This window comes from Streptomyces malaysiense (assembly GCF_000980885.2).
In the GTDB taxonomy this organism is placed as follows: domain Bacteria; phylum Actinomycetota; class Actinomycetes; order Streptomycetales; family Streptomycetaceae; genus Streptomyces; species Streptomyces malaysiense.
This window is the reverse complement of the sequence record NZ_LBDA02000024.1, coordinates 151,402-167,206: the sequence shown is the minus strand read 5'-3', so window position 1 is coordinate 167,206 and position 15,805 is coordinate 151,402. Positions and strand designations below refer to the sequence as shown.

Sequence of the window (15,805 nt, the reverse complement as noted above, 5' to 3'; positions counted from 1 at the left end):
TCGGCCGCCTGCCGGCACGGCGGCGGGCGGGGCCCGCCGCCGTCACTCCGTCCGAGTGAGCACTGAAACGGGGGTTGGAGCATGACCTTAATGAATTTCTTACCATTGGATCAAACGTTTGGATGAGGGAGAAGTCGCCGCTCCTGCCGCTCGTGACGGCGTTCCCTGCCATGCTCCGGCCCCGCGCCGGTTCGACCGCGCCCCCTCGCCTCGCACCGCGTCACCCGTCGACGCCGAACAACCCTGCCCCCAAAGGATGCTGACGATCGAATCCGGGCAGGACCAGGAAGGTGCCGGTGGCCGTCGTGGTCGTGAATTCCAGCAAGGAGTCCGCCGCGTCCATGTGTGTGAGCGTGGCGGTGAACGTCCTCAGGTCGTTCTGGAAACTGACGAAGAGCAGGCCGGGGGCCGGCTCGTCGATGCTGTAGGAGCGGCGGAGCATGAGGCCGACGCCGACCACGCCGGCGTGCGCCCTGCGGACATGGGCCTTGGCCGGGACGAGGTAGCGGCCGTCGGGCGTCTTGGCGCCGAGGTCCGGACCAGAGGCGACGGCGCCGCCGGAGAGCGGGACCCCGCTGGCCCGACGCCGCCCGAAGACCGCCTCCTGCTCGGTGACGGACAGGGCGGCGAACCGCGGCAGGTCCAGCTCCATGCGCCGCACCACGGCCAGGGTGCCCCCGGCGACCGGGGGCGGCCCGGTCAGCCACAGATCGCGGCGCTGCTCGGCGGCGGTGTGCGGACCCACGATGCCGTCGATGAAGCCCAGCAGGTTGCGCGGTGCGGCGAGATCCTTGCCGACGGGCACGTTCGCGCCACGGCGCCCCGACTGCCGCCAGCGTTCACGGACGCGGTCACCGGCCCGGTCCAGGAGCGCGGCGGCGGCGAGCGGGAGGACCAGCGGGTCGCTCGCGCAGATCTGGATCAGCAGGTCGCCGCCGCGCGCCCCGGGGGCGATCCGCTCGCGGGAGAACCGCGGCAGGTCGTCCCTGCCGGGCAGCGAGGCACCGGCCGCGCGCACCAGCCGGGGGCCCACACCGATGGTCACGGTGAGGTCGCCCGGTGACAGGCCCAGCAGCCCGGGATCGGTCCCCGAGGTCAACGCGCCGATGGACCGGCCGAGTTCGGCCAGCAGCGGGCCGGCGGCCACGCTCGTACCGAGATCGGCCACCACGATCAGCAGGTTGCCCTGAGCCGGCTGGGGGAGCGTGACCCCCGCCTGGTGCGGGCCCAGCGCCGGAACCCGGGTCGTCGTCGTCCCGGCGGAAGCACCGTGCCGCCCCGGCCCGGAGGCGTCCGCCGTGCACCCGGCCGTGAGGCCGGCGGCCATCATGGCACCGGTGACATCGAGGAACGTGCGGCGTGACGGGCGGTGATCGGCTCGGTGCATGGGGTGCAGGGTGCCACACCCTGAACGGCCGTGCCGCTCAAGTTCCGCATTCCGGTGCGGAATTCGCCGGCGTGCCAGACTGGGATCATGCCTCGATTAGCACTTCGCGTGATGGCGGCGGCAGTACTCGGCGCGCTGGCCCTGGTGACCGGCTGCGCCGGCGGCGACGGTGGCGACGACGGCGGATCGGGCAAGGGCCGGCGGCCGGACGGCGCGCAGGTGACGATCCACGTCCCCGCCGACGCCCCGACGATCTCGGCGGCGGTGTCCCTGGCCCGGCCCGGTGACCTGGTGCTGGTCGCCCCCGGCGTCTACCACGAGTCGGTGCGGATCAAGACGCCCCGCGTCACCCTGCGCGGCGCGTCGCGGGACAAGGTCGTCATCGACGGGCGGCTCCGGCAGCCCAACGGTGTCGTCGTGGCGGCGCCAGGGGTGGCCGTGGAGAACCTGACCGTGGAGAACAACACGCAGAACGGGGTGCTGGTGACCGGTTCGGCGGCGGCGGTCGCCGGACTGCCGGGGCGGAGCGGCGGCTACGACACGGGAGACGAGCCGGTCACCTTCCTGAAGTCCTTCCTCGTGTCCTACGTGACCGCGACCCGCAACGGCCTGTACGGCATCTACGCCTTCTCCGCCCAGAACGGCGTCATCGAGCATTCCTACGCCTCGGGCGGCGCGGACTCGGGCATCTACGTCGGACAGTGCAAGCCGTGCCGTGTCGTGGTGCGGGACAACATCGCCGAACTCAACGCGGTCGGGTACGAGGGCACCAACGCCGGGGGCGACATGTACGTCGTCGGCAACCGTCTCGTCGGCAACCGCGTCGGCCTGACCACCGACTCCGACCACCAGGAGAAGCTCCTTCCGCAGCGCGGCGCCGTCGTCGCCGGCAACCTGATCGCGGACAACCAGCAGAGCCGTACCCCCGAACAGGCCGACGGCGGCTGGGGGATCGGCATCGGTGTCGACGGCGGCAGCGACAACCGGTTCCTGCGCAACCGGATCAGCGGCAACTCCGACGCCGGGTTCGTGATCACCGCGACCGCCGACATCACCCCCGACGGCAACCGGATCACGGACAACACCTTCGCCGCCAACGGCATCGACGTCGGCTGGACGTTCCCGACCGCCACCCACGGCAGGGGCAACTGCCTGCGGGGCAACACGCTGCGCACGACCGTGCCCGCACGGCTCGTGGCGACGGCGCCCTGCCCCGCGGCAGCGGCAGCGACATCCGGCTCACCCTCACCGTCGGGCACTTGGACGGCACCTAACGCGCCCAGGGGCATCCCGTTCACCGAGGTGGCCGCGCCCGGCCCGCAGCCGCAGTTCCCGGGTGCCACGACCACCGGCGCCACCAAGGTGCCGGCCGTGCCGGCGCTCCCGGACATCGCGGGTATCCCGCTGCCGCCGCCGTCGCTGCTCGCCACCGGGGCGCGGGTGCGCACCTCCTGAGTGACGGGACGGCCACCCGGCCATCCCACCGCCCGTTACCCGGCCGGCGTCACTCCGGGCGCGGGCCGTACCGGAACGTATTTCCGGTCGTCGAAATCGATGACCACAGGCCGCGACTCGGAAGCCACGCCGGCCCGCACCCGGTACATGGTCCCGTCCACGCCGATCCAGTACCGCACGGAATCGCCGGTGCCGGACACGGCGTCGGCCGAAGTCCCGGACTTCGTATGAACGTTCGGCCCGGTCATGATTTCCACCGAATGGCCGCGCACCTTGTCCTGTCCGACCACCGCCGCGCCGTTCTGCGGCAGCAACTCCGCGTTGTCCGGCCGGTCGCTGCCCAGGCCGAGCGCGATGGCGAGCGAGGTGTCCAGCGCGTTCCCGGAACTCTGGACCGGTCGGCGGTACCAGCCGGACGGGGGCGGCGAGGGGGGTGCCGTGGCCGGGACGTCGGCCATGGGGTGGACGAGCACGGCGGCGGCCGTCCACTGGATCAGCCCGTCGCTGGACGTGTCACGTCCGGTGCCGCGCACCACCCCGTACCCGATCCCGGCGCGGTAGTCGACGGACCCGGTGACGACCAGACCGCCGGCGGTGCTCGGCACGGTGATCGTCACCGCACGGCCGCCCGCCTGGTAGTTGAGGAAGCGGGTGATCGCCAGCCGGTTCGCCTCGTCCGGCGTCAGCGCGCGCCGAGCGGTGGAGGCGCCGTTGCCGCCGATGAGGACGAACGCCGTCGCCGCCGCGGCCACGAGGGCGAGCGCGCCCCCGGTCCAGGCCGCCCGCGGCCATCGGCGGCGCCTGTCCGCCGTATCCCGCCGGAGACCTCGCTCGATTCTCTTGGTCCGCACGCGGCGCGATGCTAACAGCTCCCGCCGACGTCTCTTTCGAATTTTCCGATTCGGCCATATGACGTGCCATCAACTTGTACTCTGCAGCCGGGGGTTGCCGTCAATGCGCCGAGTCGGGCGACGACGTAGACAACGCGAAGGAATGCGATGCCATTACGTAGGCTGCTGCGGGTGGGCCTGTCCGGTCTGTTATTGATGGGCGGAGCCACCGGTACGATCGCGACAAGCGCCGGGCAGGCCGGCGCCTCGACCTCCGACGGCACACTGACCGTCGAGACACTGCGGGACTTCTTCGGCACCGGCGTCATCAACACGACCATGGACGTCCCCCAACGGGGCATGAAGGTCTTGGTCACCGATCCCGCCGGGCACCACGTCACCGGCGTCACGGACGCCACCGGAAAGGCCGTCGTCCAGCCGTCGGCCGAGCTGTCCGGCGGCCGGTACCGCGTCGACGTCACCGTCCCCGCGCCTTACAGCGACTATCTGCGGGCGGCGCCGGCCTCGACGGCGGCGAACCACTTCGACAGCTTCACCTCGTTCGTGGACGTCTCCGGCGGCAAGGACGCCTCGGTGATCACCGGCGTCTGGGACGCGGCCGACTACGCCCTGCCGGACTCCCGGTACTTCGTGCCGGTCCAGAACGGCGGCGGCGGGACGGACACCCGGGCACTGGTCGCCTTCGGCACGGGCGCCCGGGGCAACTGCCCCGACAAGACGGCGTGTCCGGACGTACTCGACACGCAGGAACAGGTGGGCACCACCTTCGGGCTCGCCTACGACAAGGCCCGGAAGCGGCTCTTCCAGGCGGAGTTCGCCCGGCGGTACACCAAGTACGGCCCCGACGGCGGCGACGCGATCTACACGGTGCCGGCCGCCGGCGGTGGCGCCCCGAAGCTGTTCGCGAAGGTGCCGGGCGCCTCGGTCACGGCGCACGACACCGCCCGTCTGATCAAGGACGCGGGCTTCACCGACGCGCCCGGCAAGGAGAGCATCGGCGGGCTGGCTCTGTCCGAGGACGGCTCGACGCTGTACGCGGTGAACCTGCGTACCCGGTCCCTGGTGAGCTTCGACGCGACCGGTCCGTCCGCCTCGGCGCCCCGGGCGACCGTGCCGATCCCGGACCCGGGCTGCGCCGCGTCCGGCGACTGGCGACCCTTCGGACTGGCCGCCCACGACAACACCCTGTACGTCGGCGGTGTGTGCGACGCGGAGAGCACGCAGAAACGCGACGACCTGAAGGCCGTCGTCTACTCCTACGACGGCGAGCGGTTCGCCCCGGTGCTGACCCACGCGCTGACCTACGAGCGCGGCAACGTGCTCAGCGGCGACGCCGCCTTCCCGCAGGCCCACTTCTGGAACCCGTGGAACGGCAGCCTGAAGGACTGGGACAGCTTCAAGGTGAACAACACGATGATCGACCCGCAGCCGGAACTGGCCAGCATGGCCTTCGCCCGTGACGGCTCGATGGTCCTCGGGTTCCGCGACCGGTTCATGGACATCGTCAGCTGGGGCGGGCTCGACCCGAGGCCCTCGAACGACGACCCGGAGAACGGCATGTCGGGCGGCGACATCAACATGGCCTGCGCCAAGCCCACCGGCGGATACGACTGGGAGGGCACCGGGGCCTGCCCCGACCACGCGGCTCCCGCCGTCGACGGCGCCGAGGCACCGGGCGTCGTCGAGTACTTCCCGGGCGACTTCTTCCCGAACGGCGGCTCCGCGACCCAGCCCGGACCGCACCAGGAGTCCTCGCTCGGCTCGGTCGCCTACATCCCGCAGCAGCAGTGGGTCGTCAGCACGCAGATGGACCCGACCGGCAACGTCATCACCGACGGCACCGGCTACTACGACATCACCACCGGCGCCGGGCCCGGCAACGACCCGTCCGCCAACGCCTACCAGTTCATCGGCCCGAACCAGAACGGGTTCGGCAAGGCCGGCGGTCTCGGCGACATCGCGTACGCGGCGGCGAACGCGCCGATCCAGATCGGCAACGTGGTCTGGTACGACGGCGACCACAACGGCATCCAGGACGCCGGGCAGGTGCCGCTGCCGGGCGCGACGATCGACCTGCTGGACGCCGACGGCAAGCAGGTCGCCACGACCAGGACCGATGCCGACGGCGAGTACTACTTCGGCGGGGCCGGCGCGGACTACCAGCTGACGCCCGGCGCGAAGTACACCGTGCGGTTCGACGTGTGCACCGCGGACACCGGCGGGGTGCCGGACCGACCCGCCCCCACCGACCTGCGGTTCACCCTCCCGAGGGCCGGCGACGACCGGGCCCACGACTCCAACGTGACCCCGCCGACCACGGGCCGGCTGTGCAGCGGGCAGGCCCCGGTCACGGCACCCGCGAGGCCGGGCGGTGTCGACCACACCATCGACGCGGGTGTGTACGTCCCCAAGGCGACCCCGCCGACCTCGCCCCCGCCGACGACCCCGCCCCCGACCACAACCCCGACCACACCCCCGGCCTCGACCCCGCCGACGGCCCAGCCGTCCACCGGCCCGGCTCCGGGCGGCACGAACCAGGGCGGCGGCCCCCTCGCCAGCACCGGCATGGCCGGCATGGGGAGGATCCTGTCCCTGGTCGCCCTGCTGCTCGGCGCGGGCGCGGCAGCCGTCTGTCTCGGCCGTAGGCGTCGCTTCAGGCGCCACTGACGGGACGCAACCCTCATGGAAGACGGGCCGGTGCGTGAAGCACCGGCCCGTCGCCATGACCGGACCACTCACCCGTCCGACCGTCACCGGCCGGACAAGCCCCTAACTCCGCAGCGGATCCGAACACGTCGCCGCGGTGTCACCGCGCACGCACGATCCGACCTTCACGGCCGGCGCCGCACCGTTGTCGTCGCTCGACCCGGCCGCGATGCCGACGACGGCGAGCAGCAGGACACCGAGCACCAGGCACAGCGGGATCAGCCCGAGGATGCCCTGCGGCCGTTTGAACACCGACTTGCCCGGGTTCAGCGAAGGCCGGTGCCCGGCCGCGACCGGCTCCGGGATACGGCGGATCGTGGACAGGGCGGCGAGGTTGATCAGCAGCGTGATGGGCGTGATGACCACCGACATCGGCCCCCACCACCCCTGCACCATGGTGTTGGCCTGCATCTCCCGGAAGGTGGCCAGCGCACAGGGACGGCACATCGTCCCCCGGCGGCGCAGGGAACGCATGATGATCAGCATCCCCTGATGCCCCCGCACCGTGACCTGCGCCGCGGGCCCGGCCCCGCATATCTGGCATGCCTGCATCGCCCCACCGACCGGCATCCCACCGCCGTACGGCTGCGCCTGCGGCTGCTGGTACGGGCCAGGAACGGGGGCTTGCTGGTACGGCCCCGGAGCGGCCGCGGGCGCGTACGGTGCCGCCCCTGGCTGAGGGTAGGGTCCCGGCGCGGGCGCGTACGCCCCCGGGGCCTGCGCCTGCTGATATGCCCCCGGCGCCTGCGCCTGCTGGTACGGCCCCGGAGCCTGCTGATACGGCCCCGGCATCTGCCGGGGGTCGGGATACGACGGTGGTGTGCTCAACTGCGGCCTTTCGAATGGGCATGACAGCTCTGACGGAACGGCACCGCAGCCTACTCATTCATCCCGAGCGCATTCGCGCCGACCATGCGTTCGCCCGGCGCGGGCGCGAGCGGGGTGACCATGGACAACCTCCCGCCCCCGTCGGAGAGGACGGTCCGGCTGCCCCGCTCGGCCCCGGGAGACACCCGCGTGCGGGGCGGGGTGCGCCGGGTGCGACGCGCGAGGTGACGACGGTCACCGTGTGCCGCGCTCCCTCCGGGGTCCACCGGTACGGCCTGCTCCGGTGAACCGGCGGACGACCGGTCGCGCCGGTTCAGGACCGGCGTCGCAACCCCCCTCTTGGAGCAGCCCGAATGGATTCCCTCCGGAAGATTCGACGCACCCTGCTGATCATGGTCGTCGCGGGCCTTGTCACCTACGTGGCCTTCCTCGACCCGCCGCTCGGGGTCGCCCTGCTCGTGGGTGTCGGAGTCGCGGTCTTCGTTCTCCAGGTGCTGGGTTGAGCGCCCGTCGCTCGAACTCGTGGTCCGAAAACGCACCGTACCGGGTCCGCCCCACGGCATGGATGGATGAAGCGGTGAACTGCCGCAGGCCAGTGACGAGTTGGCTGACTGACGGGAAGGACTGGTCCCTATGCGCAACGCCCCCGATGTTCGAGGGCCGACGGAGCCGAACGACCCACCGAGTACCCCGCCGGACCCCGTCCCCGGCGCCCGTCCCGCCCCCGAGTCCAAGCCCCGCCGACGGCTGACGGCGGAACAGGTCGAGGAACTGGGTCGGTTGAAGCCGTTCCTCGAAGGGATGGTGCGCCAGGCGCGTATGCAGTACATGCTGGAGGACCTGGTGCAGACCTGCGTGCTGCAGCTGGTGCGCGCCTGGTCGAGGCCGGACTTCGCCCTCGACCGGCGGGACGGCGGACGGGCCTTCGCGCGCAAGGTCATGCGCGACGTCATCGCGGACGCGGTGCGCGGCAGGGACCGTGATCTCTCCTCCCCGGTACGCGAGTTCCCGGAGGTGCCGGTCGAGGCGGACGAGGGGGACCACGCACGGGAGGTCCGCCTCAAGGCCATCGACCGTTTCCTCGCCGAGAAGTTGACGGACAGGTTGTATCCGGTCGGCAGGCTCGCGATCGTCGAGGGCCTCAGCCAGGCGGAGATCGCGCGTTGCCTCAAGATCGACCGGCATACGGTGGGCCGCCGGTTCAAGGACGTGTGCAAGGCCCTGGAGCCCTACAAGGAAACGATCTACGACGAGGTACTGGGCGACGTGACGAGCTAGTGCCGCTACTCGGACTCACGGGAGGGGGCCCACACGTCGCCTCCCGTGAGCCCAGGTTGGGTCCTAGCGACCCGGAGAAAGACAAGGTTCACACGCACACCTCGGGAGGGAACACGCGGGATGTACCAGACATTCGAACTGCTCCGCCAGGCGGCGGAGGCATGCCGGGCGCCGACTCGGCAGCCACCGGGAGAGATCGATCCGGTGAGCTGGGAGGCGCTGCTGGATCGCGTCGAGGACCGGTTGGAGGAGGACGACCGAGACGCTCGACCCGTCTCGGCCGACTCCCTCTCGCTCCACATCTGCTGAACGGGGACGAGGGGAAGCAGCCGTCGGGGAATGCGCGGGGGGTTTGAGGCCAGATCCGCACGGGGGACGGACCCGGGCTCGGACGAGCAGCGCCACGACAGCTGGACACGAGGCCCGGCGTGCCACTTCTTCGAGAGGGAGGCGGCACGCCGGGCAAGTGTCTATCCTGCCAGGATGATCAAGCCGATTGAGCTCGTCATATTCGATTGCGACGGTGTACTGGTCGACAGCGAGCGCATCGCCGTCCGCCTCCAGGTCGCCCTCGGCGCCGAACTGGGCTGGCCGTTGAGCGAGGACGAGGTCGTCGGCAGGTTCATCGGCCGCTCGCACGCCGCGATCCGTGAACAGGTCGCAGACCGGCTGGGCGCGCGGACCGCCGCGATCTGGTCGGAGCGTTTCGAGGAGCGGCACCGTGAGGCCGTCGACGCCGAACTCGCCCCTGTGGACGGTCTGGTGGAGGCCCTCGGCGCGATCACGCTGCCGATGTGCGTGGCGTCCAGCGGCTCCCACGACAAGATGCGGCACACTCTGGGCCGTACCGGGCTGTACGACCGTTTCGCGGGCCGCATCTACAGCGCCGCCGAGGTCTCCCGCGGCAAGCCGGCGCCGGACCTGTTCCTCCACGCCGCCCGCGGTATGGGGGTCGAGCCGGCCGCCTGTGCGGTGGTCGAGGACAGCGGGCCCGGTGTGCGGGCCGCGCGGGCCGCGGGGATGCGCGCCTTCGGGTACGCCGGGGGGATCACCCCCGCCGAGCGGCTCGCGGGACCCGGGACCGTCGTCTTCCACGACATGCGCGTACTGCCCGCGCTCATCGCCGGACGGTGACCTGTCGCGTTGCCGGCGGCGTGCGCTGTCCGCAGCGGGGCTCGCGCAGGCGGACGTGAACGAACCGCCGAGGGCTCAGCCGGTGCCCGTGTCGGCGACCAGGTCCGTGAGCCGGTGCAGCAGCGTGACCAGCAGGGCGCGCTCGGCCGGGGTGAACGCCTCGTAGGCGCGGGCCTGGCGCTCGCGCAGGTGGCCCCGGAGCAGGGCGAGCCGCTGGGCGCCGTCGTCGGTGAGGCTGACCAGGACACGCCGTTCGTCCTCGGATGAGCGGCGGCGTACGACGACGCCCTTCGACTCCAGTTGCTGGAGCATCCGCGTCGCGGTCGGGACGCTGACGTCCGCGCTGCTCGCCAGCCGGCCCACTGGCAGGTCCGGCTCCGTGGCCAGCGGTTCGAGGAGGGCGACCTGGGGGAGGGAGAGGCCCCCGTAGTGCTCCGCGCCGGTCGTACGGGCCCGGCGCATCGCGAAGAAGAGGGCGTCTGCGGCCTGGGAGATCTCCTCCGCGCCGATGCCGCCCCGCGCCGCCGGCCGGTCGCGGTCCGCCGCCGGCCCGGGGGCGGGGTCCTCCGGCCGGCCGTCGTCCGAGGTCGGCTGCTCGCCGGGGTGAAGGCTGTTGCGTCTGTCACTCACGGCTGCTACTTTAGCAAAGCAATCGTTAGCATGCTAAATGTTAGGGAGGTAAGAGGAGATGGTCGCTTCTCGGCGCATCGATGTCCACCAGCACCTCGTTCCGGGTGCCTACCGGGAGGTGATGGAGCGGCATGGCGCCACGGCGGCGGGCTGGCCCACGCCCGCGTGGGACGCGCAGAGCGCGATCGCGATGACGGACCGCCGCTCGATCGCCACCGGCGTCCTCTCGGTCAGCTCACCGGGCACTCACTTCGGCGACGACACGGAGGCCCGCGCGGTGGCCCGGAGTGTCAACGAGTACGGCGCGGAACTGGTCAAAGACCGCCCCGACCGCTTCGGAATCTTCGCGAGCCTTCCGCTGCCGGACGTGGACGGCGCGCTCGCCGAGGCCGCGTACGCGCTGGACGAACTGCATGCCGACGGCGTGGTGCTGATGTCCAACGTCCATGGCCGCTACCTCGGGGACAAGGAGTTCGTCCCGCTCTGGGAAGAGCTGGACGCGCGCGGCGCCGTGGTCTTCGTCCACCCCACCGGCTCGGCGCTGCCCATGCTCGACGGCCTGCCCGGTCCCGTGGTCGACTTCCCCTTCGACACCACCCGCACCGCGCTGCACATGACGCTCAACGGAGTGATGAGCCGGTACACCCGGATGCGGGTGATCCTCTCCCACGCGGGCGGGTTCCTGCCCTATGCGGCCTGGCGGTTCACCCTCGGCGCCCAGTTCAGCCCCGGCGCCACGCCCGAGGGCGTCCTGGCCGGCCTGCGGCGCTTCTACTTCGACACCGCCCTGTCCGCCAGCCCCTCCGCCCTGCCCTCCCTGCTCGCCTTCGCGGCTCCGGGCCATGTCCTCTACGGCAGTGACCCGCCCTTCGCCGCGGAGGAGCACGGCAAGCTCTTCGACTCGATGCTCGACGGCTACGACGGTTACGAACCGGGACAGCTCGACGCGATCAACCGGGGCGACGCGGAGGTCCTCTTCCCGAGACTCGGGGCGGCCTGATCCGTCGCCCTGTGCCGGAGGAGCGGGAGGCGGGGCGGCGCCTGCCGCGGTCCCCGTCTGGTCCGGCTCGGCTCGTCCGTCTCAGTCCGGGTCGGCGGTTCCGCGCGGGGGCGGTGCCGGACGGTAGGTCGAGCGGGAGCGGTGGCGTTCTTCGCCGGCGCCGGGAGTGGAGCCGGGGCGGGGGCGAGACCCGGAGCCGGCGTCGGAGCCGCGAGGCGGCCCGGGGTGGGGATGGGAGCCGGAGGCGGGCGGTGTCGGCTGGGTGCCGGTGGCGGAGAGCCGGGAGACCAGGTCGGCGAGATGGCCGCAGGCTCGGGCAATCTCCCTCTGGGACTTGTCCCGCTCGCTGACGGCCGCCGCGACGAGCAGGGCGGTCAGTGCGGAGGAACCGTTGTAGGCCTGGAGGGTGACCATGTCGGTGAGCACGCCGTGCTCGGCGAACGGGCCCGAGCCGCGGCCGGCGGCGATGATCGCGAAGACCGAGACGGCCAGGGCTACGGGTGCGGTGCCGGCCAGGCGGAAGCGGAAGGCGGCCCAGATCAGCAGCGGGAAGCCGAGGAAGAGGAGAGGGGTGCTGCTGGTGTCGACGACCCCGACACAGGCGGTGGCCGCGAGGAGGAGCAGGACCTCTGCCCAGCGGGACGGCTTCACGTGCCAGGGCAGACGTGCCCGGGACAGCACGAGCAGGACCGGCGTCACCACCAGGACGCCCATCGCGTCACCGGTCCACCAGACCCACCAGGTCGTCCAGAACCGGTCGGTGTTCAGGCCGCCGGTGAGGACGAGCGTCCCGCTGCCCGTCGTCGCGCTGACCAGCGTCCCGGCGAAGGCGCCGAGGAAGACCAGCGCGATCGCGTCGCGCAGCCGGTCCAGTTCGGGACGGAACCCCGCGCGTCGCAGGAGGACGTATGCGCACAGGGGCGCGAGGGTGTCGCCCACGACGATCAGGAGCAGCGCGGTGTACGACGGCCCGAGCGAGAGGTTGACCAGCAGCGCGCCGAGCGTGATGCCGGGCCAGATCCGCGGACCGCGCAGCAGCAGGGCCGCCACGGCGATACCGGTCGGGGGCCATAGAGGGGTGACCTGGCCGCGCACCAGTTGCTGGAGCAGTCCCAGTTCGGCGGAGCCGTAGTACAGCGCCGCGAGGGCGCAGATCTCCAGAGCGGCGACACCACCGCGCCGGAGTCCTCCACGCCGCGCGACCGTCATCGGCGACCTCCGCATCGACACCGCCCCGGCCACCATCATCCGCCGGTTCGGGGGGATCCTCCACGGCAGGGGACGGCCTGGGACCCCAGGGTGGGAAACGGGCCGGGGCGGGCGGCGGCCGGGTCAGGCGGGCGGGGTGCGCAGGGCCAGGACGGCCATGTCGTCGTGGCCGTCGCTGGGGTGGTGGTCGGCGAGGGCCTGGACGAAGTCGTCCAGGGGGAGGGAGGCGTACTCGACGGCGAGTTCGATCAGTTCCGCGAGGCTCTGGTCGATCGGGCGGTCGGGGTGCTCGACCAGGCCGTCGGTGAAGAAGACCACGGTGGCGCCGGGCGGCACGGAACAGGAGTGGTCGGGGCGGGGCAGTCCGGGGTCGACGCCGAGCGGCAGTCCGGGCTCGGCGAACAGGTACTCCGCCGGGCGGCCCGGCGCGATCAGCAGGTGCGGAAGGTGTCCGGCGGTGCTCCAGGACAGCCGCCAGCCCGCCTCGTCCGGTTCGATACGGGCCAGCGTGATGGTGGTGATGGGGTTCTCGGTGATGGCCTGGAGGGTGTGATCCAGTTGGGTGAGGATGGCGCCGGGCGCGTTGCCCCGGTCGAACAGCAGGGCGCGCAGCATGTTGCGGGTGGAGGCCATCGCGGCCGCGGCCGGCAGGTCGTGGCCGACCACGTCCCCGATCACGATCGCCACGACGTCGCCGGGCAGCGGGATGGCGTCGTACCAGTCACCGCCGAGCTGGCTGGGCTCGGCGGCCGGCCGGTAGACCGCGGCGGCGGTGAAGGGGTGCAGGTCGGGCAGGGTGGGCAGGAGCAGCCGCTGGAACTGCTCGGCACCCTCGCGCACCCGTTCGAACAGACGGACGTTCTCGATGGCGATGCCGGCGGCGCCGGCCAGGGCGGTGACCACGCTCTCGTCGTCGGCGTCGAAGGGCTGCCCGTCCTGGCGCTCGGAGAGGTAGAGGTCGCCGTAGATCTCGCCGCGGACGCTGATGGCGACGCCGAGCAGGGTGCCCATGTGCGGATGGTTGGGCGGGAAGCCCACGGAGGACGGATGGGCCGCGATGTCGTCCACCCGCAGCGGCTCGGGGTGGTGGATCAGCTGACCGAGGACGCCCCGGCCGTGGGGGAAGTCGGTGCCGATGAGGGCGGCCCGCTCCTCCTCGGTGAGGCCGGCGGTGATGAACTGGTCCAGTTCGTCACCGGAGGGGGTGAGCACGCCGAGCGCTCCGTAGCGGGCGCCCACCAGGTCCATCGCGGTGGTCACGATGCGGTACAGGACCGAGGGCAGCTCGTTCTCCCTGGTGATGGCGACCACCGCGTCCAGCAGGCCCTGGAGCCGGTCCATGGCCTCCAGCAGGCTGCGCATCTGCTCGTCCATGCGGCCCAGCTCGGTCCGCAGACGGACGTGCAGGTCGGAATCCTCCGGCTGTTTCGGCGACGCCCCGTTCTCGGGCCCGGCCATCAGGGGCTCCCCGTGGCCGGTCGTCCGGTCTCGGAGCGGTACATCGCGCCCTCCTGGGGTGACCCTGGGTCATCGGTGGCCGAGGTACGGCACGGCGAAACCGGCCTTTCGGTCATCAATCAAAAAATAGGGCAGTGTGCGTCGTCCCGCCGCTCGCCGGGGGCCGCGACACGCGGGCGGACCTCGAAGTACGCGCTCGGCGAGGCGGCCCGGTCCGGCGTTCCGGGCGCGCGGGCGCGACCGGAGGCGACGCAAGCGGAAGGGGCAACTCCCAGGCTGAGTAGGTTAGTTGAGGCAGTCACGGAGCGTGGTGCGCTGTGCTAGCCTCTTGGATTCCGTCCATGACATCGACCCCAGGGGATGCGGGTCGTCAGAGCGTTCGAGGCGAAGCTCATGCGCAGAAGCAATCCGGGACGAAGGCTGCACGACGCCGTGGTGATCGTGCCCGGCATCATGGGCAGCGAGCTCAGGGAGACCAGGACCGGCCGGAAGTTATGGGGCGTCGGAAAGCTCCTCGCCTACACGGCGGGGGCCCACACCGACCAGCTGCGCCGGCTGGAGGTGACCGGGAGCGAGCGGGAGGGCGGCACCGCAGACGTCGAGGCGACCGGGCTCCTGGAGAGCTTCGAATCGCTACCGGGGCTCGGCTCCGCCCACCCCTACACCGCCATGGTCACGGAGATGCGGCGCAGCGTGGTGGACCCCGCCGCCCTCCTCCCCTTCCCCTACGACTGGCGGCTGTCCGTCGAGCACAACGGCGCCCTCCTCGCCGCCGCGGCCCGCCGCCACCTGGACGCCTGGCGCGCCCACTCCGAGCACCGGAACTACCTGGACGCCGACCCCGAGGCGGGACCCGCCCGGCTGGTCTTCGTGGCCCACTCCATGGGCGGCCTGCTCATCCGCGAGGCCCTGCACCTGGACAGCACGCTGCGCGCCGACATCCGGGCGGTGATGACCGTCGGCACCCCCTTCAGCGGCTCGGTCAAGGCCGTGCTGATGCTCAACGCCGGCAAGGGCCTGCCGCTCCCCGTGCCGCCCGCGGTCCTGCGCCCGGTCGCCGCGACCATGCCGGGGCTGTACGACCTGCTGCCCAGCTACCGGGCCCATGAGGTGGACGGTGACATGCGGGTGCCGGGCATCGAGGACATCGTGGCGCTCGGCGGGCGGCGCGACCTGGCGAAGGCGGCCGTGGAAAGGCGTGCCGGCCGGGCGGAGACCACCCTGCCCGAGCACGTCACGGTCGTCGGTATGGGCCAGCGGACCTGGACCAGCTACCGGCTCGCCGACGGTGTCGCGCTGTTCGACCGCTGTCTCTTCAAGCGCTACAACGACGGCCGGCTGCTCCCGGACGCCGAGGGCCGGCCGCAGCGCGACCCGCGCACCGGCGACGGGACGGTGTACCAGTACGCGGCCCAGCTGCCGGGCACCGCGAGGCCGGTGCACTTCTACCACGAGCACGGCGAGCTCATCCGCTCCCGCAGTGTCCTCGACATGGCCTCCGGCCTGATGCACGGGCTGCGCCATCCGGACGAGCGGGGCGCCATGCTGGGGGACGAGGCGGAGTTCGAGCTGTGCGCGCCGGAGTGGTCCACCCTGGGCGAGCCCTTCGCCATCGAGGTCGACGGGGTCGCGCGGGGCGCCGACCTGGAGTGCAGGGTGCGCGGCGTCAACGGCCTGGACGAGCTGCTGACCCCCGCCCTGCGGCCGGTACCGGGCCGGCCCGGTGTCCTCGCGGCCTCCTGCACTCCCGGCCGGCCGGGGATGTACGAGGTGGAGGTGACCGGCGGCGCGGAGCCCAAACGGCGCCTCGTCCCGGTCCTCGACATGGTGCACGACGGCTGACGCCATGGCGGCGGAACTGGTGTCGGC

14 protein-coding genes are annotated in these 15,805 nt (G+C 72.1%); 8 read left to right on the top strand and 6 right to left on the bottom strand.

All coding sequences use genetic code 11. The features are described from left to right. Positions 1–220 precede the first annotated feature (220 nt). Positions 221–1,387: a Dyp-type peroxidase gene (locus tag VT52_RS11930; protein WP_046424470.1), complete on the bottom strand. Its 1,167-nt coding sequence runs from the start codon at positions 1,385–1,387 to the stop codon at positions 221–223. An 87-nt stretch (positions 1,388–1,474) separates the two neighbouring features. On the opposite strand from VT52_RS11930, the gene VT52_RS11925 reads away from it, so the two are divergent. Beyond that, entirely contained in the window at positions 1,475–2,842 is a 1,368-nt protein-coding gene (locus tag VT52_RS11925; RefSeq protein ID WP_046424472.1) for a right-handed parallel beta-helix repeat-containing protein, read from the top strand. 35 nt (positions 2,843–2,877) lie between these two features. Here VT52_RS11925 and VT52_RS11920 read toward each other — a convergent pair whose 3' ends face one another. Beyond that, positions 2,878–3,594, bottom strand: a complete 717-nt coding sequence (locus VT52_RS11920; RefSeq protein ID WP_046424473.1) for a hypothetical protein — start codon at positions 3,592–3,594, stop codon at positions 2,878–2,880. 246 nt (positions 3,595–3,840) lie between these two features. Here VT52_RS11920 and VT52_RS11915 point away from each other — a divergent pair, with 246 nt between their 5' ends. After that, positions 3,841–6,360 (top strand): SdrD B-like domain-containing protein, encoded by a 2,520-nt coding sequence (locus VT52_RS11915; RefSeq protein ID WP_071387429.1) that lies wholly within the window; start codon positions 3,841–3,843, stop codon positions 6,358–6,360. A gap of 102 nt (positions 6,361–6,462) precedes the next feature. Here the strand turns inward: VT52_RS11915 and VT52_RS11910 are convergent, their stop codons facing one another. Further along, complete coding sequence (locus VT52_RS11910; RefSeq protein WP_240509722.1) at positions 6,463–6,873, bottom strand: hypothetical protein; 411 nt, start codon at positions 6,871–6,873, stop codon at positions 6,463–6,465. 707 nt (positions 6,874–7,580) lie between these two features. On the opposite strand from VT52_RS11910, the gene VT52_RS37915 reads away from it, so the two are divergent. The 4 genes from VT52_RS37915 (at position 7,581) to VT52_RS11895 (ending at position 9,639) form a co-directional block, all read left to right on the top strand. Further along, a complete protein-coding gene (locus tag VT52_RS37915; protein WP_167377685.1) occupies positions 7,581–7,730 on the top strand; it encodes a hypothetical protein in 150 nt (49 codons plus the stop codon). Positions 7,731–7,860: 130 nt separating this feature from the next. Beyond that, positions 7,861–8,505, top strand: a complete 645-nt coding sequence (locus tag VT52_RS11905; RefSeq protein WP_107481307.1) for a sigma-70 family RNA polymerase sigma factor — start codon at positions 7,861–7,863, stop codon at positions 8,503–8,505. Between the two features lie 120 nt (positions 8,506–8,625). Further along, on the top strand, positions 8,626–8,814 hold the full coding sequence (locus tag VT52_RS11900; RefSeq protein ID WP_046422051.1) for a hypothetical protein: 189 nt from the start codon (positions 8,626–8,628) through the stop codon (positions 8,812–8,814). Positions 8,815–8,988: 174 nt separating this feature from the next. After that, entirely contained in the window at positions 8,989–9,639 is a 651-nt protein-coding gene (locus VT52_RS11895) for an HAD family hydrolase (RefSeq protein ID WP_046422050.1), read from the top strand. A 75-nt stretch (positions 9,640–9,714) separates the two neighbouring features. Here the strand turns inward: VT52_RS11895 and VT52_RS11890 are convergent, their stop codons facing one another. Then, on the bottom strand, positions 9,715–10,269 hold the full coding sequence (locus VT52_RS11890; RefSeq protein ID WP_338059186.1) for a MarR family winged helix-turn-helix transcriptional regulator: 555 nt from the start codon (positions 10,267–10,269) through the stop codon (positions 9,715–9,717). A 58-nt stretch (positions 10,270–10,327) separates the two neighbouring features. Here VT52_RS11890 and VT52_RS11885 point away from each other — a divergent pair, with 58 nt between their 5' ends. Further along, a complete protein-coding gene (locus VT52_RS11885) occupies positions 10,328–11,269 on the top strand; it encodes an amidohydrolase family protein (RefSeq protein WP_046422049.1) in 942 nt (313 codons plus the stop codon). A gap of 81 nt (positions 11,270–11,350) precedes the next feature. Here the strand turns inward: VT52_RS11885 and VT52_RS11880 are convergent, their stop codons facing one another. Then, entirely contained in the window at positions 11,351–12,478 is a 1,128-nt protein-coding gene (locus tag VT52_RS11880; protein ID WP_079174992.1) for an MASE1 domain-containing protein, read from the bottom strand. Positions 12,479–12,601: 123 nt separating this feature from the next. After that, positions 12,602–13,936, bottom strand: coding sequence for a PP2C family protein-serine/threonine phosphatase (locus VT52_RS11875; protein WP_046422048.1), 1,335 nt, complete (start codon positions 13,934–13,936; stop codon positions 12,602–12,604). A gap of 393 nt (positions 13,937–14,329) precedes the next feature. Between VT52_RS11875 and VT52_RS11870 the strand changes: the two genes are divergently transcribed. After that, a complete protein-coding gene (locus tag VT52_RS11870; protein ID WP_167377684.1) occupies positions 14,330–15,778 on the top strand; it encodes a lipase/acyltransferase domain-containing protein in 1,449 nt (482 codons plus the stop codon). The last annotated feature ends 27 nt before the right edge of the window (positions 15,779–15,805 follow it).